This is a genomic window from Azoarcus sp. Soil_N_20, assembly GCF_057656155.1.
On the sequence record NZ_JBDGKX010000013.1, the window covers coordinates 62,084 to 76,256 of the forward strand.

Here is a 14,173-nt window from a genome sequence, read left to right on the forward strand (position 1 = left end):
GCTCATCGGGCACCGCGCTCGGCGATCCAGGCCATCAGCGCGATCACGCCCACCCAGGCCAGGAACAGGGCGACATGCAGCAGCGGAATACCGAACACCAGTACGGGTCGATCGAACAGCGACAACAGCGGGAAATTGAATAGCATGACGCCGACCAGAAAGACGGCGACCAGACGTTGTCCGGCAAGACCCTTGCGCATCATGCACCTCGATGATGACGGCTTTGCCCTGATTATAGCGGCGTGGCGCTCCCGCTCTTGGTGGCGGGTTCAATGCACACGACAAAAAAGAGGCGCGTCTTGCGCGCGCCTTCCTTCTCCTCACCCGGATCCGACTACGTGGCCGGATCGTCTCCTGTTATTCGTTGCTGCGCAGGCGCCTCGCGGCGCCCGCGGCGGGCCGGTCAGCCCTTGAGTTGCGACAGGATGCCGGGATTTTCCAGGGTGGAGATGTCCTGGGTGATCTCCTCACCCTTGGCGAGCTGACGCAGCAGCCGGCGCATGATCTTGCCGGAGCGGGTCTTGGGCAGGTTCTCGCCGAAACGGATGTCCTTCGGCTTGGCGATCGGCCCGATCTCGTGGCCCACCCAGGTCTGCAGTTCCTTGATCATCGCCTTGGCTTCGTCGCCGGTCGGGCGGGCGCCCTTGAGCACCACGAAGGCCACGATCGCCTCGCCGGTCAGATCGTCCGGACGGCCGACCACGGCAGCCTCGGCAACCTTCTCGTGCGCCACCAGTGCGGATTCGATTTCCATCGTGCCCATGCGGTGACCGGAAACGTTCAGCACGTCGTCGATACGGCCGGTGATGGTGAAGTAGCCAGTGTCCTTGTCGCGGATCGCACCGTCGCCCGCCAGGTACAGCTTGCCCTGGAAGTCGGCCGGGTAGTAGGACTTGATGAAGCGGTCGGAGTCGTTCCAGATGTTGCGGATCATCGACGGCCACGGACGCTTGACCACCAGGATGCCGCCCTGGCCCCACGGCACTTCGGTGCCGGTTTCGTCGACCACGGCAACCATGATGCCGGGGAAGGCCAGCGTGCACGAACCGGCCACCAGCGGCGTGGCGCCCGGCAGCGGGGTGATCATGTGACCACCGGTTTCGGTCTGCCAGAAGGTATCGACGATCGGGCAGCGACCGCCACCGACGTTCTCGTAGTACCACTCCCACGCGGCCGGGTTGATCGGCTCGCCCACCGAACCGAGGATGCGCAGGCTCGACAGGTCGTATTTTTTCGGATGAACGGACGGGTTGTTGTCGGCGGCCTTGATCAGCGAACGGATCGCGGTCGGCGCGGTGTAGAACACCGAAACCTTGTGATCCTGGATCATCTTCCAGAAACGGCCGGCGTCCGGGTAGGTCGGCACGCCTTCGAACACGATCTCGGTCGTGCCGCAGGCAAGCGGGCCATAGGTGATGTAGGTGTGGCCGGTAACCCAGCCGATGTCGGCGGTGCACCAGAAGACATCGTCGGGCTTGATGTCGAAGGTGTACTTCATGGTCAGGATGGCGTGCAGCAGGTAGCCGCCGGTGGAGTGCTGAACACCCTTCGGCTTGCCGGTGGAGCCGGAGGTGTAGAGCAGGAACAGGGGATGCTCGGCACTGACCCATTCCGGTTCGCACACGTCGGACTGATCTGCGACGGCATCGTGGTACCAGGTGTCACGACCGGCGACCAGGGCGCAGTCGGTGCCGGTGCGCTTGACCACGATCACGTTCTTGATCGACTCGCAGCCACCCATGCCGAGCGCTTCGTCGGCGATCGGCTTCAGCGGCAGCGCCTTGCCACCACGGAACTGACCGTCGGAGGTGATCAGGGCAACGGCGCCGGCATCGTTGATGCGGTCGCGCAGGGCCTGGGCGGAGAAGCCGCCGAACACGATCGAGTGGGTGGCGCCGATACGGGCGCAGGCCTGCATCGCGACGATGCCTTCGATCGACATCGGCAGGTAGATGACGACCCGGTCACCCTTCTTGACGCCCATGCCGCGCAGGGCGTTGGCGAATTTGGAAACGCGGGACAGCATGTCCTTGTAGGTGACGCGGGTCACTTCACCGCTGTCGGCCTCGAAAATGATCGCGACCTTGTCGCCCAGACCGTTGTTGACCTGACGATCGAGGCAGTTGTAGGAGACGTTGAGCAGACCGTCGGCAAACCACTTGAAAAAGGGCGCGTTACTCTCGTCCAGCACCTCGGTGAAAGGCTTCTTCCACTCGAGCAGCTCACGGGCATTGCGTGCCCAGAAGCCCTCGTAATCGTCCTCCGCTTCCTTGCACAGGGCCCGATAGGCCTCCATGCCGGATACGGCGGCGTTCTTCATCGATGCTTCCGACGGGTTATAAAAGCGGACTTGTTGTTCGTTGGACATGCTGACCTCTCCTCAACTGAATCTAATGGTTGAAGCTGACCCGGGCGGTGCGACTGGTTGAATCCAGTGTCTGATTCGCTTATTTGCCGTCCGAGGAATGGACGGCATTTGATAATACCTATCTTACACAAGACTTACACGATCGGTGCCGGCGCCGCACCATGCCGGCCAGTGCTAGAATTTGAGGCTGCATTATCATACTTCGCTCACGCCCACCGGAGATCAAGAATGACCGTAATTCGCGAAGAAGACCTCATCCAGTCCGTCGCGGATGCTTTCCAGTACATCAGCTACTACCACCCGCTCGACTACATCAAGGCGCTCGGTGAGGCCTGGGAGCGCGAGGAAAGCCCCGCCGCCAAGGACGCGATCGCGCAGATCCTGACCAATTCGCGCATGTGCGCCGAAGGTCATCGGCCGATCTGCCAGGACACCGGCATCGCGGTCGTGTTTCTGAAGGTCGGCATGGACGTGCGCTGGAACGCGACGATGAGCGTCCAGGACATGATCAACGAAGGCGTGCGCCGCGCCTACAATCATCCGGACAACAAGCTGCGCGCCTCGGTGCTGCTTGATCCGGCCGGCAAGCGCCAGAACAGCAAGGACAACACGCCGGCCGTGGTGCACTACGAGATCGTCCCCGGTGACCATGTCGAAGTCATCTGTGCGGCCAAGGGCGGCGGCTCCGAGAACAAGTCGAAGATGGTCATGCTCAATCCGTCCGACTCGATCGTGGACTGGGTGATCAAGACCCTGCCGACCATGGGCGCAGGCTGGTGTCCGCCGGGGATCCTCGGCATCGGCATCGGCGGCACGCCGGAAAAGGCGATGCTGCTCGCCAAGGAATCGTTGATGGCGCCGGTCGACATCCACGAGCTCAGGGACAAGGCCGCCTCCGGCGCCGCGCTGACCCGGATCGAGGAACTGCGCCTGGAGCTGATCGACAAGGTCAACGCGCTCGGCATCGGCGCCCAGGGTTTGGGTGGGCTGACCACGGTGCTCGACGTCAAGATCATGGATTACCCCACCCACGCCGCCTCGCTGCCGGTGGCGATGATCCCGAACTGTGCCGCCACCCGTCACGTGCATTTCCACCTCGACGGTACCGGCCCGGCCAAGCTCGAGACCCCGAAGCTCGAAGACTGGCCGCAGGTCACCTGGAAGGCCGACACCAACGTCGCCACCCGGGTGAACCTCGACACCCTCACCCGGGAAGAAGTCGCCGCCTGGAAGCCGGGCCAGACCCTGCTCCTCAACGGCAAGATGCTCACCGGCCGCGACGCCGCGCACAAGCGCATCGCCGACATGCTGGGCCGGGGCGAGAAGCTGCCGGTGGACTTCACCAACCGGGTGATCTATTACGTCGGCCCGGTGGACCCGGTACGCGATGAAGTGGTCGGCCCCGCCGGCCCCACCACCGCGACCCGGATGGACGGTTTCACCCGCATGATGCTCGAACAGACCGGCCTGATCTCGATGATCGGCAAGTCCGAACGCGGCCCGGTCGCGATCGACGCGATCCGCGACAACAAGTCCGCCTACCTGATGGCGGTGGGCGGTTCGGCCTATCTCGTGTCGAAGGCAATCAAGGCGGCGAAGGTCGTCGGCTTTGCCGACCTCGGCATGGAAGCGATCTACGAATTCACCGTGGAAGACATGCCGGTGACGGTGGCGGTCGATTCCAGTGGTACCAGTGTGCATAACACCGGTCCGAAGGAATGGCAGGCGAAGATCGGCAAGATCCCGGTCGCGATCGCCTGATTCCGCACTCCCGCGGACGCATGAGCCCGGCCCTCTCGGCCGGGCTTTTTTTCGTCTGCAGGTTCCTGAATGGCGCCGTTTCGCGACATTCGCTCCTGTAACCACCATCGCGCCGGCGGGCAGCGACGCGTCGATTCGGCGGACGAAGAAGCAATTCGCAGCTTTATTGCTTTCCAGAAAGCAATAAAGAATGCTATGGTGCACCGCATGACGCGAAAATGCCGAACCCGCTGCGAAGAAATGCTGAGCATGACTGCCGAGAGCTTTCCCGAAATCGACACGCCGGGAATGCGTCTGATCGCGCGCCTGTTCCGCATTCGCGACCTGATCTACGAGAACGCCCAACGCGAGATGACGCGCTTCGGACTGTCGCCGGTCGAGTACTCGGTGATGGCCACGTTGCGCAAGCGCCCGTTCCCGCACGAGTTGCGCCCGTCGGACATCTACAAGGGCATGCTGCTCAGCTCGGGCGGGCTGACCAAGGTGCTCAAGGGCCTCGAACAGCGCGCCCTGATCGAGCGTCAGGACGACGAAGTCGATCGTCGCGGCTGCCGCGTGCGCCTCACCCCGGCGGGCATCGATCTCGCCGGGCGTGCCATGCAGTCGGTGATCGAAAGCGACATCGCCCTGCTGCGCAAGGCAGCGTCCCCCGAACACCTCGAGGCGCTCGCAGAAGCGCTCAAACCCTTTACCGAGACCCTCGACCGATGACCCCCGCGCGCACGACCGCCTCCGGCCTGCGGAGGTCCGCATGACCCCCGCTACCCGCACACCGATGGGATTCGGCGAATTCGTCGGCTTCATTGCGGCCTGCATGGCGCTCAATGCGCTGGCGATCGACGTGATGCTGCCCGCCCTGCCCCTCCTGAACGCCGATTTCGGCCTTTCGGACCCCAACCAGAGCCAGGCGGTGATCGCGGTTTACCTGCTTGGCATGGGCGTCTCGCAGCTGTTCTACGGACCGCTGTCGGACCGCTACGGCAGGCGACCGGTGCTGATCGGCGGCCTCGTCCTGTTCGCCGTCGCCGGCCTGCTCTCGTCCATGACCGACAGTTTCGGCACCCTGCTTGCGGCGCGTCTGCTGCAGGGCGCAGGCGCCGGGGCACCCCGCGTGGTGGCCGTGTCGCTGGCCCGCGACCGGTACTCGGGGGCCCAGATGGGCCGGGTGATGTCGCTGGCGATGATGGTGTTCATGGCGGTTCCGATCCTGGCGCCGTCGCTGGGCCAGTTGATCCTGCTGGTCGCACCGTGGCGTTGGGCGTTCGGCGCGCTCGTGGTGGCCGGTGCCGCGGTGCTGCTGTGGACCCTGTTGCGGCTCGAGGAATCGCTGCCGCCCGATCGCCGCCGGGCGATCTCGCCGGCGGCGATCGTCGGCGCCTACCGGATCACCCTCGGCTCGCGGATGGCGACCGGCTACATGCTCGCCCTCGGCCTGGTGCTGGGGTCGCACATGGGTTTCATCACCTCCGCGCAGCAGATCTTCGTCGATGTGTTCGATGTCGGGCGCAGCTTCACCGTGCTGTTCGCGCTGGTCGCGCTGTCGATGTCGGTCGCCGCGTTCACCAATTCGCGCCTGGTGCACCGCTTCGGCATGCGCCGGCTGATCCTGACCGGACTCGTCGCCACCGCAGCGCTGAACCTGTTCCATTTCGCGGTGCTTGTCGCCGGTGGCGAAAGCCTGCTCACCTTCATGCTGCTGCAGGGCGGCAGCGTGTTCATCTTCGGCTTTCTGGCCTCCAACCTGAACACGCTCGCGATGGAGCCGCTCGGCCACGTGGCCGGCACCGCGTCGTCGATGATCGGCTTCTTCACCACCGTGGTCGGCGCGCTGATCGGACTGGGTATCGGCCAGCTTTTCGACGGCAGCGTCTCGCCGCTCGTCGGCGCCTACGTGATCCTTGCCCTGCTGGCGCTCGGGGTCGCGTACTACACCGAACGCCCGTCGTCACCGACCGCCTCGCCGGCCTGAACGGTCCGCCCGCGGGACGCTGGACGTCCACGCCGACGCCTCCGCTCACACCTAGAAGAAGAACGCCCGACCGATCATGGTCGGGCGTTCTTCTTTGAGGGCCGGTCGGGTTCGGGAGCAAGGCCCTACTTCGGTCACGGCTGGCGTTTCTTGATGCAGATCATGGTGCCGGTGCCTTCGGAAAACCAGAATCCGCCACACCTGCGGTTTCCCTTCCACTTTCCGGACATAACGAGACAAACCATGAGGAGTACTCCATGAGCGGCATTTTCAGCAAGGCAATGGCGCGCAACATCTTTTACGGGGGCACGGTCTTCTTCTTCCTGCTCTTCCTTGCGCTCGTCTTCGACACCGAGCAGACCCTTCCCAGCCGCGACAACCGCCAGAATCTGACCGAGGAAGTCATCGCCGGCAAGAAGATCTGGGAGACGCGCAACTGTATCGGTTGTCACTCCCTGCTCGGCGAAGGCGCCTACTTCGCACCCGAACTGGGCAACGTCTATCCCCGGCGCGGTCCCGAGTTCATCAAGGCCTGGATGCAGTCGCAACCGACCGGCGCACCCGGCCGTCGCCAGATGCCCAATTTCCATCTGAGCGACACGGAGCTCGCCAATCTGGTGGCCTTCCTCAAATACACCTCCGAGATCAACACCTCCAACTGGCCGCCCAACATCGAAGGCTGAGTCGGAACCGCGACTCGACACCTCGACAGGACTAAAGGGGATATACATGCAATACAAATCACAAGCGGTCGCCATGCCCTATTTCATAGCGGCGATCGGATTGTTCGTGGGGCAGATCATCTTCGGATTGATCATGGGCATGCAGTACGTGGTCGGCGATTTCCTGTTTCCGGAAATCCCGTTCAACGTCGCCCGCATGGTTCACACCAACCTGCTCATCGTGTGGCTGCTGTTCGGCTTCATGGGTGCGGCCTACTACATGGTGCCGGAGGAATCCGAAACCGAACTCTACAGCCCGAAACTGGCGTGGATCCTGTTCTGGGTCTTCCTCGCCGCCGGCGCACTGACGATTCTCGGCTATCTGTTCGTGCCTTACGCCACGCTGGCCGAGGCAACCGGAAACGACCTGCTCGCCACCATGGGCCGGGAGTTCCTCGAACAGCCGCTACCGACCAAGGTCGGCATCGTCGTGGTCGCGCTCGCCTTCCTGTTCAACATCTCCATGACCGTGCTCAAGGGCCGCAAGACCGCGATCAGCATGGTGTTGTTGCTCGGTCTGTGGGGCCTGGCGATCTTCTTCCTGTTCTCGTTCTACAACCCGCACAACCTGGTTCGTGACAAGTTCTACTGGTGGTTCGTGGTGCACCTCTGGGTGGAAGGCGTATGGGAACTGATCCTTGCCGCACTGCTGGCCTTCGTGCTGATCAAGGTCACCGGGGTCGACCGTGAAGTGATCGAGAAGTGGCTGTACGTGATCATCACCCTGGCGCTGGTCACCGGCATCATCGGTACCGGTCACCACTTCTTCTGGATCGGTACGCCGGAGTACTGGCAGTGGTGGGGTTCGATCTTCTCCGCACTGGAGCCGATTCCGTTCTTCGCCATGACCGTGTTCGCTTTCAACATGGTGAACCGCCGCCGTCGCGAGCATCCGAACAAGGCTGCCGTGCTATGGGCGCTGGGCACCGGCGTGATGGCCTTCCTCGGAGCAGGCGTGTGGGGCTTCCTGCACACGCTGGCGCCGGTGAACTTCTTCACCCACGGCTCGCAGATCACCGCGGCGCACGGTCATATGGCCTTCTACGGCGCCTACGTGATGGTCGTGATCACCATCATCAGCTACGCCATGCCGATCCTGCGCGGCCGTGCCGCCAACTCGGAGAAGGCTCAGGTGATGGAGATGTGGAGCTTCTGGCTGATGACGATCGCGATGGTCTTCATCACCCTGTTCCTCACCGCCGCCGGCATCCTGCAAGTGTGGCTGCAACGGGTGTCCGATACCCCGATGTCGTTCATGGCTGCGCAGGATCAGGTCATGCTGTTCTACTGGGCGCGCGAATGGGCCGGTGTCATCTTCTTCATCGGATTGCTGACCTACCTGGCGAGCTTCTTCGTCAAGGGCGAGACCAAGGCGGTCGCCAACTGATTTCGGATGTCTCTCCGGTATCACCTGAACTGAGTGGGTGAAGGGGTTGGGGCGGCGCAAGCCGCCCCTTTTTTTGTGCCCATTTTTACGAATTGTCCGGAATCAAGGCTCGCGGGCCGCGGTATTCCTAGACTCCACCTCATGAATACAGCAAGTTCAGCCACCCTCACCGCCACCCCAGCCATCGCCGTGGAGCGCCGCCTTGCCGGCGACCTGGCGATCTGGATCTTCATCCTTGCCGAACTGCTTGCCTTTGGCGTGTTCTTTGCCGCCTACGCCTTTACCCGGGCAAGTCACATCGAGCTGTTCGACGCCGAACAGCTGGCCTTGCACCGCGATGCGGGCGCACTCAATACCGTGCTGCTGCTGACTGCGAGTTACTTCGTGGTGCGCGCGGTGCAGGCCGCCGAACGCCTTGCCGCCGCGGCCGCCGCGCGCTGGTTGCTGGCGGCGATGGTGTGCGGCGCCGGTTTCGTCACCGTGAAGCTGTTCGAATACTCGGCCGCGTTCGAGCAAGGCATCAGCCTGTCGAGCAGCCCGTTCCACATGTTCTACCTGTCGCTCACCTTCTTCCATTTCATGCACGTGATCCTCGGCATGGTGATTCTCGGTGCGATGTGGTTCGGCGCCCGCGCCGGGCGCTACCGGCCAGGCGACATGAACGGCCTGGAAACCGGTGCGGCCTACTGGCACATGGTCGACCTGGTGTGGCTGGTCCTGTTTCCGCTCGTCTATGTCATCCATTGAACCGTCCCCCCAGGAGCACGACCGCATGCACACCGACACCCATGGCACCCCGGCCCGCGCCACCGTCCTGTGGCTGCTGCTGATTGTCGCCACCGCACTGACCTGGGCGGTTGGCGAGCGCGGCAGCAGCGGCGCCCTCGTCGTCGCCTTTCTCGCCGTGCTGTCCTTTGCCAAAGGCAGCGTGGTGATCCTCGATTTCATGGCCCTGCGCCGCGCGCCGCTGATGTGGCGCGTCCTCACCCTGGGCTGGATGGCGCTCGTCTGGGCGCTGATCGGCCTTGCTTACCGGAACGGAATGCCCACATGAAAAACGACCTCCCCCCGCTCGCGGCGCGCCAAGTCGACGCCCCCTTCTATCAGCCCTCCGGGGACGAGATCACCGTGTTCGAGCACGCGTGGAAGAACCGCCTGCCGCTGCTGATCAAGGGCCCCACCGGCTGCGGCAAGACCCGCTTCGTCGCCCACATGGCGGCGCGGCTCGGCCTGCCCTTGTACACGGTGGCCTGCCACGACGATCTGACCGCCGCCGACCTGGTCGGCCGTCATCTGATCGGCGACGGCGAGACCGTATGGTGCGACGGCCCGCTCACCCGCGCGGTGCGCGAAGGCGGCATCTGCTATCTGGACGAAGTGGTCGAAGCGCGCAAGGACACCACCGTGGTGCTGCATCCGCTCGCCGACGACCGCCGCCTGCTGCCGATCGACCGCACCGGTGAGCTGCTGCAGGCCCCGCCCGGATTCATGCTGGTGGTGTCCTACAACCCGGGTTACCAGAATCTGCTCAAGGGCATGAAGCCGTCCACCCGGCAGCGCTTCGTCAGCCTGCGCTTCGACTTTCCGGCGGCTGCGCGCGAGGAGGCAATCCTGATTGGCGAGACCGCCTGCGAGCCCGATCTCGCCCGCCGCCTGGTCGGCATCGCCGGTGCGCTGCGCGCGCTCAAGGATCACGACCTCGAGGAAGCCGCCAGCACCCGGTTGCTGATCTACGCCGCACTGCTGATCAAGGCCGGCATGGACCCGGTCGCGGCTTGCCGCGCGGCAATCGTCGAGAGCCTCACCGACGATACCGAGATCGTCGACGCGTTGATGGAAGTGGTCTCCGCCACTTTCGGCCGTTGAGCGGCCCGACCCGATGACGATAGAGCGCAAGGATCCGCTCAAGCACCTGATGCCCGGCCCGGTCCTTGCGGTTGCCGCCGAGGCGCTGTTCATCATCAACCTGATGCTGCTGCCCGGAATCGCCTTCCTGATCCTGCTCGGCCTCTGGTTGCGCCATCGCAACCATCCCGACCCGCTGGTCCGCAACCACCTGCGCCAGACCGTGGTGACCTGCATCTGGGGCGGCGCTCTGCTGGTATCGATCAGCGTGGCGATCTTCGTTCTCGGCGGTTTCGACAATCCGTGGTCGTGGGTGATCGGGGTGCTGTATTTCGTGTTGTTCCATGCCGGCCTGATCCTGCTCGGCGTCATGGGACTGGTACGTGCCATCAATGGCCGCAGCTGGCGTTACCCGCTCGTGGGACCCCGTCGTGACGACTGACCTGCCCCGCCTTCGGCCCGATGCACGCCGCATCATTCCGATCGCGGTGGCGGGCAGCGCCCGGACGCGCTCGCTGCAACCGCGTCGCGCGCTGTTCCAGATCGGGTTTTTCGTCCTGTTCGTGCTCGCTCCGGTGTTCAACATCCTGCGCTACGACCTCGACGCCGGCCACGCCTGGCTGCTCGGCCTCGAATGGCGCCTGGGACTGGACGCCTTTCTCGCCGGGCGCATCGGCGCGCTCGAGGCTGGTGCCAACGTCATGCTGCGGCTGTTTCTGCCGCTGCTCGGCGGCGCGGGCGCCTTTCTGTTCATCGCCTGGCGCTGGGGCCGGCTCTACTGCGGCTGGCTGTGCCCCCACTTCTCGGTGGTGGAAACGATCAACAACCTGATGGTGCGCGCCTCGGGCAAACCCAGCGTGTGGGAAAAGGCGCCGATCACGCCGTGGCTGGCCGACGGCACCCGGCGCAAACCGGATGCGCGCTGGTGGGGCATCGTGGTGCCGGCAGCGGTGGGATTTGCGTTCACCTGGGCGGTGGTCTTCCTGACCTACCTGCTGCCGCCGGGCGAGGTGTACGGCAACCTGGTGAGCGGTGAACTCACCCGCAACCAGGGCATCTTCATCGCCGCGGCCACCACCGCCCTGTCGATCGAGTTTCTCTTCGCCCGTCACCTGTTCTGCCGTTATGCATGCGCGGTAGGGCTGTTCCAGAGCCTGGCGTGGATGAGCAACCCGAAAGCCATGGTGGTGGGCTTCTTCCGCGCACGGGCGAGCGACTGCGCCACCTGCCTGCCCGAGAAACAATCCGCCTGCGATGCGGTATGCCCGATGCGGCTGACCCCGCGCAACATCAAGCGCCACATGTTTACCTGCACCCAGTGTGCGCAGTGCATCGACGCCTGTGGCGAAACCCAGCGCGACAATCCGGACGGCCCGCTGCTGCACTGGGTCGAGAACGAGGCTGCGCGCCAGAACGAAGCCGGCTTCCGCGCCGGACGGGAACACTAAGTCATGGAAGAAGCAGTCGGCAAACTGTGGCATCGCCTGATCACCCGTGCCGCCGGAGGCAGTTATCCGGAGGCGGGCATCACGCTCAAGGAGGTCGAGCGCACCGTGGGGGTGATGTTCCGCGCCCTCGGCGGCGACGGCGGCCTGCGCGTCGCCGCAGCGACCGATGACACCCACGGCGCCCGCCGCAGCTGGCTCGCGCGCCTGGCCGGAAGCGGCGAGAAACTGGCCCGCGCCCGCATGGACGACAGCACCTTGCGCCTGCCGCCACGCATCGACGCCTTCCCCGATAGTGCGCTCAACCGCGAACTCTACCTGTGGCTTGCCGCCCTCGCCGCAGCCCACGCCGAGCTGGCGGGCAGTGCGCACGCCGGCCCGCACGCGGCCGATCGCCAGAGCCACGAACTGCAGCGCAACCAGCACGCCACCCTGCACGCCCTCGCGCGCTGGCCCGGGCTCGAAGCACGGTATCGCCGCGTGGTTGCGGCCACCCTCGCCCAGCGCCCCGACCCGAACAAGCTCCCGGCCGCCGAAGCGGCGCGCGAGCGCGCCCTGCGCAGCGCAATCGAAGTACCGGGCAGCGTGATCGGACTGCCCCCGGTGCCCGCCGAAGCGCCCGCCGCGCAGCCCTTGCTGCCGTGGCTCGCGTGCCCGCCCGCGGAAACCGCCGAACCGGTTCGCGGCGAGAGCCAGTCCGGCGACAACGGCGAGTCCGCAGCGCCCTCCGAGCCCGGCAGCGAGGAAACCGAACGCCGTGCGCACAAGACCGAGCGCGTGGACGCCCCGCCGGAGAAGCACGGCCTGATGATCTTCTTCCGCGCCGAAAGCCTGCTGTCGGTGGCCGAGTTCCTCAAGGTCAAACGCAGCGAGGATGACGACCCCGATCCGAACGCAGCCGCCGCGGCCGCCAATCTCGACAAGCTGTCGCTGACCCGCGACGGCGAGCGCACCGCGTCGAAGATCCGCTTCGACCTCGACCTGCCCTCGGCGGCCGAGGACGATGTGGAGCTCGGCGCCGGCATTCCGCTGCCGGAATGGGATTACCGCAAGAACCTGCTGCGCGAGGATCATGTGCGCCTGCTCGAGATGGCCGCCGCAGCGGACGACCCGCGTGCCGCCCCGGTCGCGCTGCCCGAGCGTCTGCGCCGCACCGCGCGCAGGCTGCACCAGCAGTTCGCGCTGCTGCAGCCCGGCCGACGCTGGATCAAGGCCCAGGTCGATGGCAGCGAACTCGACGTCGACGCCGCGGTGCGCTCGACTACCGACCGCGCCTGCGGCCAGCAACCCTCCGATCTGCTGTGGCTCACGCTCGAGAAGCGCGAACGCGACATGGCCTGCCTGGCGCTGGCCGACCTGTCCCTGTCCACCGACACCTGGGTGTCGAGCGAAGCACGGGTGATCGATGTCATCCGCGACAGCCTGCTGCTGTTCGGCGAGGCCTTGTCGGCCACCGGCGACCGCTTTGCGCTGTGCGGGTTTTCGTCGGTGAAACGGAGCAATGTGCGTTTCCATCACCTGAAAGGCTTCGACGAGCGCTTCGACGACCGCGTCCGTGGCCGCGTGATGGCGATCAAGCCCGGCTACTACACCCGGCTGGGCGCAGCGATCCGCCACGCCACCAATCTGCTCGACACCCAGCGCGCCGCCCGCCGCATCCTGCTGATCCTGTCCGACGGCAAACCCAACGACCTCGACCTCTACGACGGCCGCTATGGCATCGAAGACACCCGCATGGCCGTGGTCGAAGCGCGGCGCCGCGGCGTGGTGCCGTTCTGCGTCACCATCGACCGCGAAGGCGCGAGCTACCTGCCCCACCTGTTCGGTCCTGCCGGTTTTGCGGTGATCCGCAAGCCGGAAGAACTCCCTGCCCGACTGCCGATGTTCTATGCCCAGCTCACGAGGTGATGTCATGACCCGATGCGACCTGCCCTGCAAGGAAGCAATGCGCGCGCCGGAATCGGCCCCCCGGAGTTCGGGCTCCGACGCGGAACGGATCTGCCAGCTGCTGGCCGCCGCCCCGCTGTTCGACGGCCTTGCCCGGGAGGAGATTGCGCGCTTTGCCCGCGGCGCACGCGAAACTTCCGCCGCCAAGGGCGATATCCTGTTTCATCGCGGCGACCCGTGCACCGGCTTTCACCTGATCGTACGCGGCCAGATCAAGCTCGCGTTCACCTCGTCGGAGGGCAACGAGAAAGTGGTCGAGATCCTGCGCCAGGGGCAGAGCTTCGGCGAGGCCGTGATGTTCATGGACATGCCCTACGTGGTGATGGCCCAGGCCCTGACCGACTGTGATGTATTACACATTGCCAAGCAGGTGGTGTTCGAGGAGATGGGCCACGATCCGATGTTCTGCCGCAAGATCATCGCCGGACTGTCACGTCGCCTGCACCAGCTCATCGCCGACGTCGAGAGCTACTCCCTGCGTTCCGGCCGTGACCGCATCATCGGCTACCTGCTGCGCGAAGAGGAGAATGACGAGGTCGTCCGCAGCGGCCGCGTCTCCATCCGGCTGCCGACCAGCAAGGGCACCATCGCCTCGCGTCTGAACCTGACCCAGGAACATTTCTCGCGCATCCTGCACGAACTGGTGGACGCCGGCCTGATCGAGGTGGAAGGCCGCACCATCCACATTCCGGATCTGGCCCGCCTGCGCGCGACGCTGACCTGAGTCGC

At 65.0% G+C, this 14,173-nt stretch carries 13 protein-coding genes and 1 pseudogene; 12 read left to right on the forward strand and 2 right to left on the reverse strand.

The genetic code is table 11. From position 1 onward, the window contains the following. Nucleotides 1-2 precede the first annotated feature (2 nt). Both AC3A35_RS21560 and acs read right to left on the reverse strand, forming a co-directional pair. Entirely contained in the window at nucleotides 3-200 is a 198-nt protein-coding gene (locus AC3A35_RS21560; RefSeq protein ID WP_487438517.1) for a hypothetical protein, read from the reverse strand. Between the two features lie 203 nt (nucleotides 201-403). Then, complete coding sequence (gene acs, locus AC3A35_RS21565; protein WP_487438414.1) at nucleotides 404-2,368, reverse strand: acetate--CoA ligase; 1,965 nt, start codon at nucleotides 2,366-2,368, stop codon at nucleotides 404-406. A gap of 228 nt (nucleotides 2,369-2,596) precedes the next feature. Here acs and AC3A35_RS21570 point away from each other — a divergent pair, with 228 nt between their 5' ends. From AC3A35_RS21570 to AC3A35_RS21625, 12 genes and pseudogenes are all read left to right on the forward strand, one after another. Continuing rightward, nucleotides 2,597-4,129: a fumarate hydratase gene (locus tag AC3A35_RS21570; protein WP_487438416.1), complete on the forward strand. Its 1,533-nt coding sequence runs from the start codon at nucleotides 2,597-2,599 to the stop codon at nucleotides 4,127-4,129. 249 nt (nucleotides 4,130-4,378) lie between these two features. Beyond that, a complete protein-coding gene (locus AC3A35_RS21575; protein ID WP_487438417.1) occupies nucleotides 4,379-4,840 on the forward strand; it encodes a MarR family winged helix-turn-helix transcriptional regulator in 462 nt (153 codons plus the stop codon). Between the two features lie 22 nt (nucleotides 4,841-4,862). Beyond that, nucleotides 4,863-6,098, forward strand: a pseudogene (locus tag AC3A35_RS21580) (multidrug effflux MFS transporter); the annotation flags it as partial. 257 nt (nucleotides 6,099-6,355) lie between these two features. Further along, nucleotides 6,356-6,781, forward strand: coding sequence for a c-type cytochrome (locus AC3A35_RS21585; protein WP_487438419.1), 426 nt, complete (start codon nucleotides 6,356-6,358; stop codon nucleotides 6,779-6,781). 46 nt (nucleotides 6,782-6,827) lie between these two features. Further along, a complete protein-coding gene (locus tag AC3A35_RS21590; protein ID WP_487438420.1) occupies nucleotides 6,828-8,207 on the forward strand; it encodes a cbb3-type cytochrome c oxidase subunit I in 1,380 nt (459 codons plus the stop codon). A gap of 141 nt (nucleotides 8,208-8,348) precedes the next feature. Then, nucleotides 8,349-8,954 (forward strand): cytochrome c oxidase subunit 3 family protein, encoded by a 606-nt coding sequence (locus AC3A35_RS21595; protein WP_487438421.1) that lies wholly within the window; start codon nucleotides 8,349-8,351, stop codon nucleotides 8,952-8,954. A 25-nt stretch (nucleotides 8,955-8,979) separates the two neighbouring features. Continuing rightward, nucleotides 8,980-9,261 (forward strand): cytochrome C oxidase subunit IV family protein, encoded by a 282-nt coding sequence (locus AC3A35_RS21600; RefSeq protein ID WP_487438422.1) that lies wholly within the window; start codon nucleotides 8,980-8,982, stop codon nucleotides 9,259-9,261. Further along, entirely contained in the window at nucleotides 9,258-10,073 is an 816-nt protein-coding gene (locus tag AC3A35_RS21605) for an AAA family ATPase (RefSeq protein ID WP_487438423.1), read from the forward strand. Before AC3A35_RS21600 ends, AC3A35_RS21605 begins: the two co-directional genes overlap by 4 nt. 13 nt (nucleotides 10,074-10,086) lie before the next feature. Then, entirely contained in the window at nucleotides 10,087-10,494 is a 408-nt protein-coding gene (locus tag AC3A35_RS21610) for a magnetosome magnetite crystal formation protein family (protein ID WP_487438424.1), read from the forward strand. Next, nucleotides 10,484-11,500, forward strand: coding sequence for a 4Fe-4S binding protein (locus tag AC3A35_RS21615; protein WP_487438425.1), 1,017 nt, complete (start codon nucleotides 10,484-10,486; stop codon nucleotides 11,498-11,500). Before AC3A35_RS21610 ends, AC3A35_RS21615 begins: the two co-directional genes overlap by 11 nt. Nucleotides 11,501-11,503: 3 nt before the next feature. Further along, the gene (locus AC3A35_RS21620; RefSeq protein ID WP_487438426.1) at nucleotides 11,504-13,405 is read left to right on the forward strand and encodes a nitric oxide reductase activation protein NorD; all 1,902 of its coding nucleotides are present in this window, start codon (nucleotides 11,504-11,506) and stop codon (nucleotides 13,403-13,405) included. Between the two features lie 37 nt (nucleotides 13,406-13,442). Beyond that, on the forward strand, nucleotides 13,443-14,168 hold the full coding sequence (locus AC3A35_RS21625; RefSeq protein ID WP_487438518.1) for a Crp/Fnr family transcriptional regulator: 726 nt from the start codon (nucleotides 13,443-13,445) through the stop codon (nucleotides 14,166-14,168). Nucleotides 14,169-14,173: the final 5 nt, after the last annotated feature.

Bases quoted from the DNA above. Each gene is read 5' to 3' on its own strand.
- AC3A35_RS21560 (WP_487438517.1), bottom strand. From the start codon at position 200: ATGCGCAAGGGTCTTGCCGGACAACGTCTGGTCGCCGTCTTTCTGGTC.
- acs (WP_487438414.1), bottom strand. From the start codon at position 2,368: ATGTCCAACGAACAACAAGTCCGCTTTTATAACCCGTCGGAAGCATCG.
- AC3A35_RS21570 (WP_487438416.1), top strand. From the start codon at position 2,597: ATGACCGTAATTCGCGAAGAAGACCTCATCCAGTCCGTCGCGGATGCT.
- AC3A35_RS21575 (WP_487438417.1), top strand. From the start codon at position 4,379: ATGACTGCCGAGAGCTTTCCCGAAATCGACACGCCGGGAATGCGTCTG.
- AC3A35_RS21585 (WP_487438419.1), top strand. From the start codon at position 6,356: ATGAGCGGCATTTTCAGCAAGGCAATGGCGCGCAACATCTTTTACGGG.
- AC3A35_RS21590 (WP_487438420.1), top strand. From the start codon at position 6,828: ATGCAATACAAATCACAAGCGGTCGCCATGCCCTATTTCATAGCGGCG.
- AC3A35_RS21595 (WP_487438421.1), top strand. From the start codon at position 8,349: ATGAATACAGCAAGTTCAGCCACCCTCACCGCCACCCCAGCCATCGCC.
- AC3A35_RS21600 (WP_487438422.1), top strand. From the start codon at position 8,980: ATGCACACCGACACCCATGGCACCCCGGCCCGCGCCACCGTCCTGTGG.
- AC3A35_RS21605 (WP_487438423.1), top strand. From the start codon at position 9,258: ATGAAAAACGACCTCCCCCCGCTCGCGGCGCGCCAAGTCGACGCCCCC.
- AC3A35_RS21610 (WP_487438424.1), top strand. From the start codon at position 10,087: ATGACGATAGAGCGCAAGGATCCGCTCAAGCACCTGATGCCCGGCCCG.
- AC3A35_RS21620 (WP_487438426.1), top strand. From the start codon at position 11,504: ATGGAAGAAGCAGTCGGCAAACTGTGGCATCGCCTGATCACCCGTGCC.
- AC3A35_RS21625 (WP_487438518.1), top strand. From the start codon at position 13,443: ATGCGCGCGCCGGAATCGGCCCCCCGGAGTTCGGGCTCCGACGCGGAA.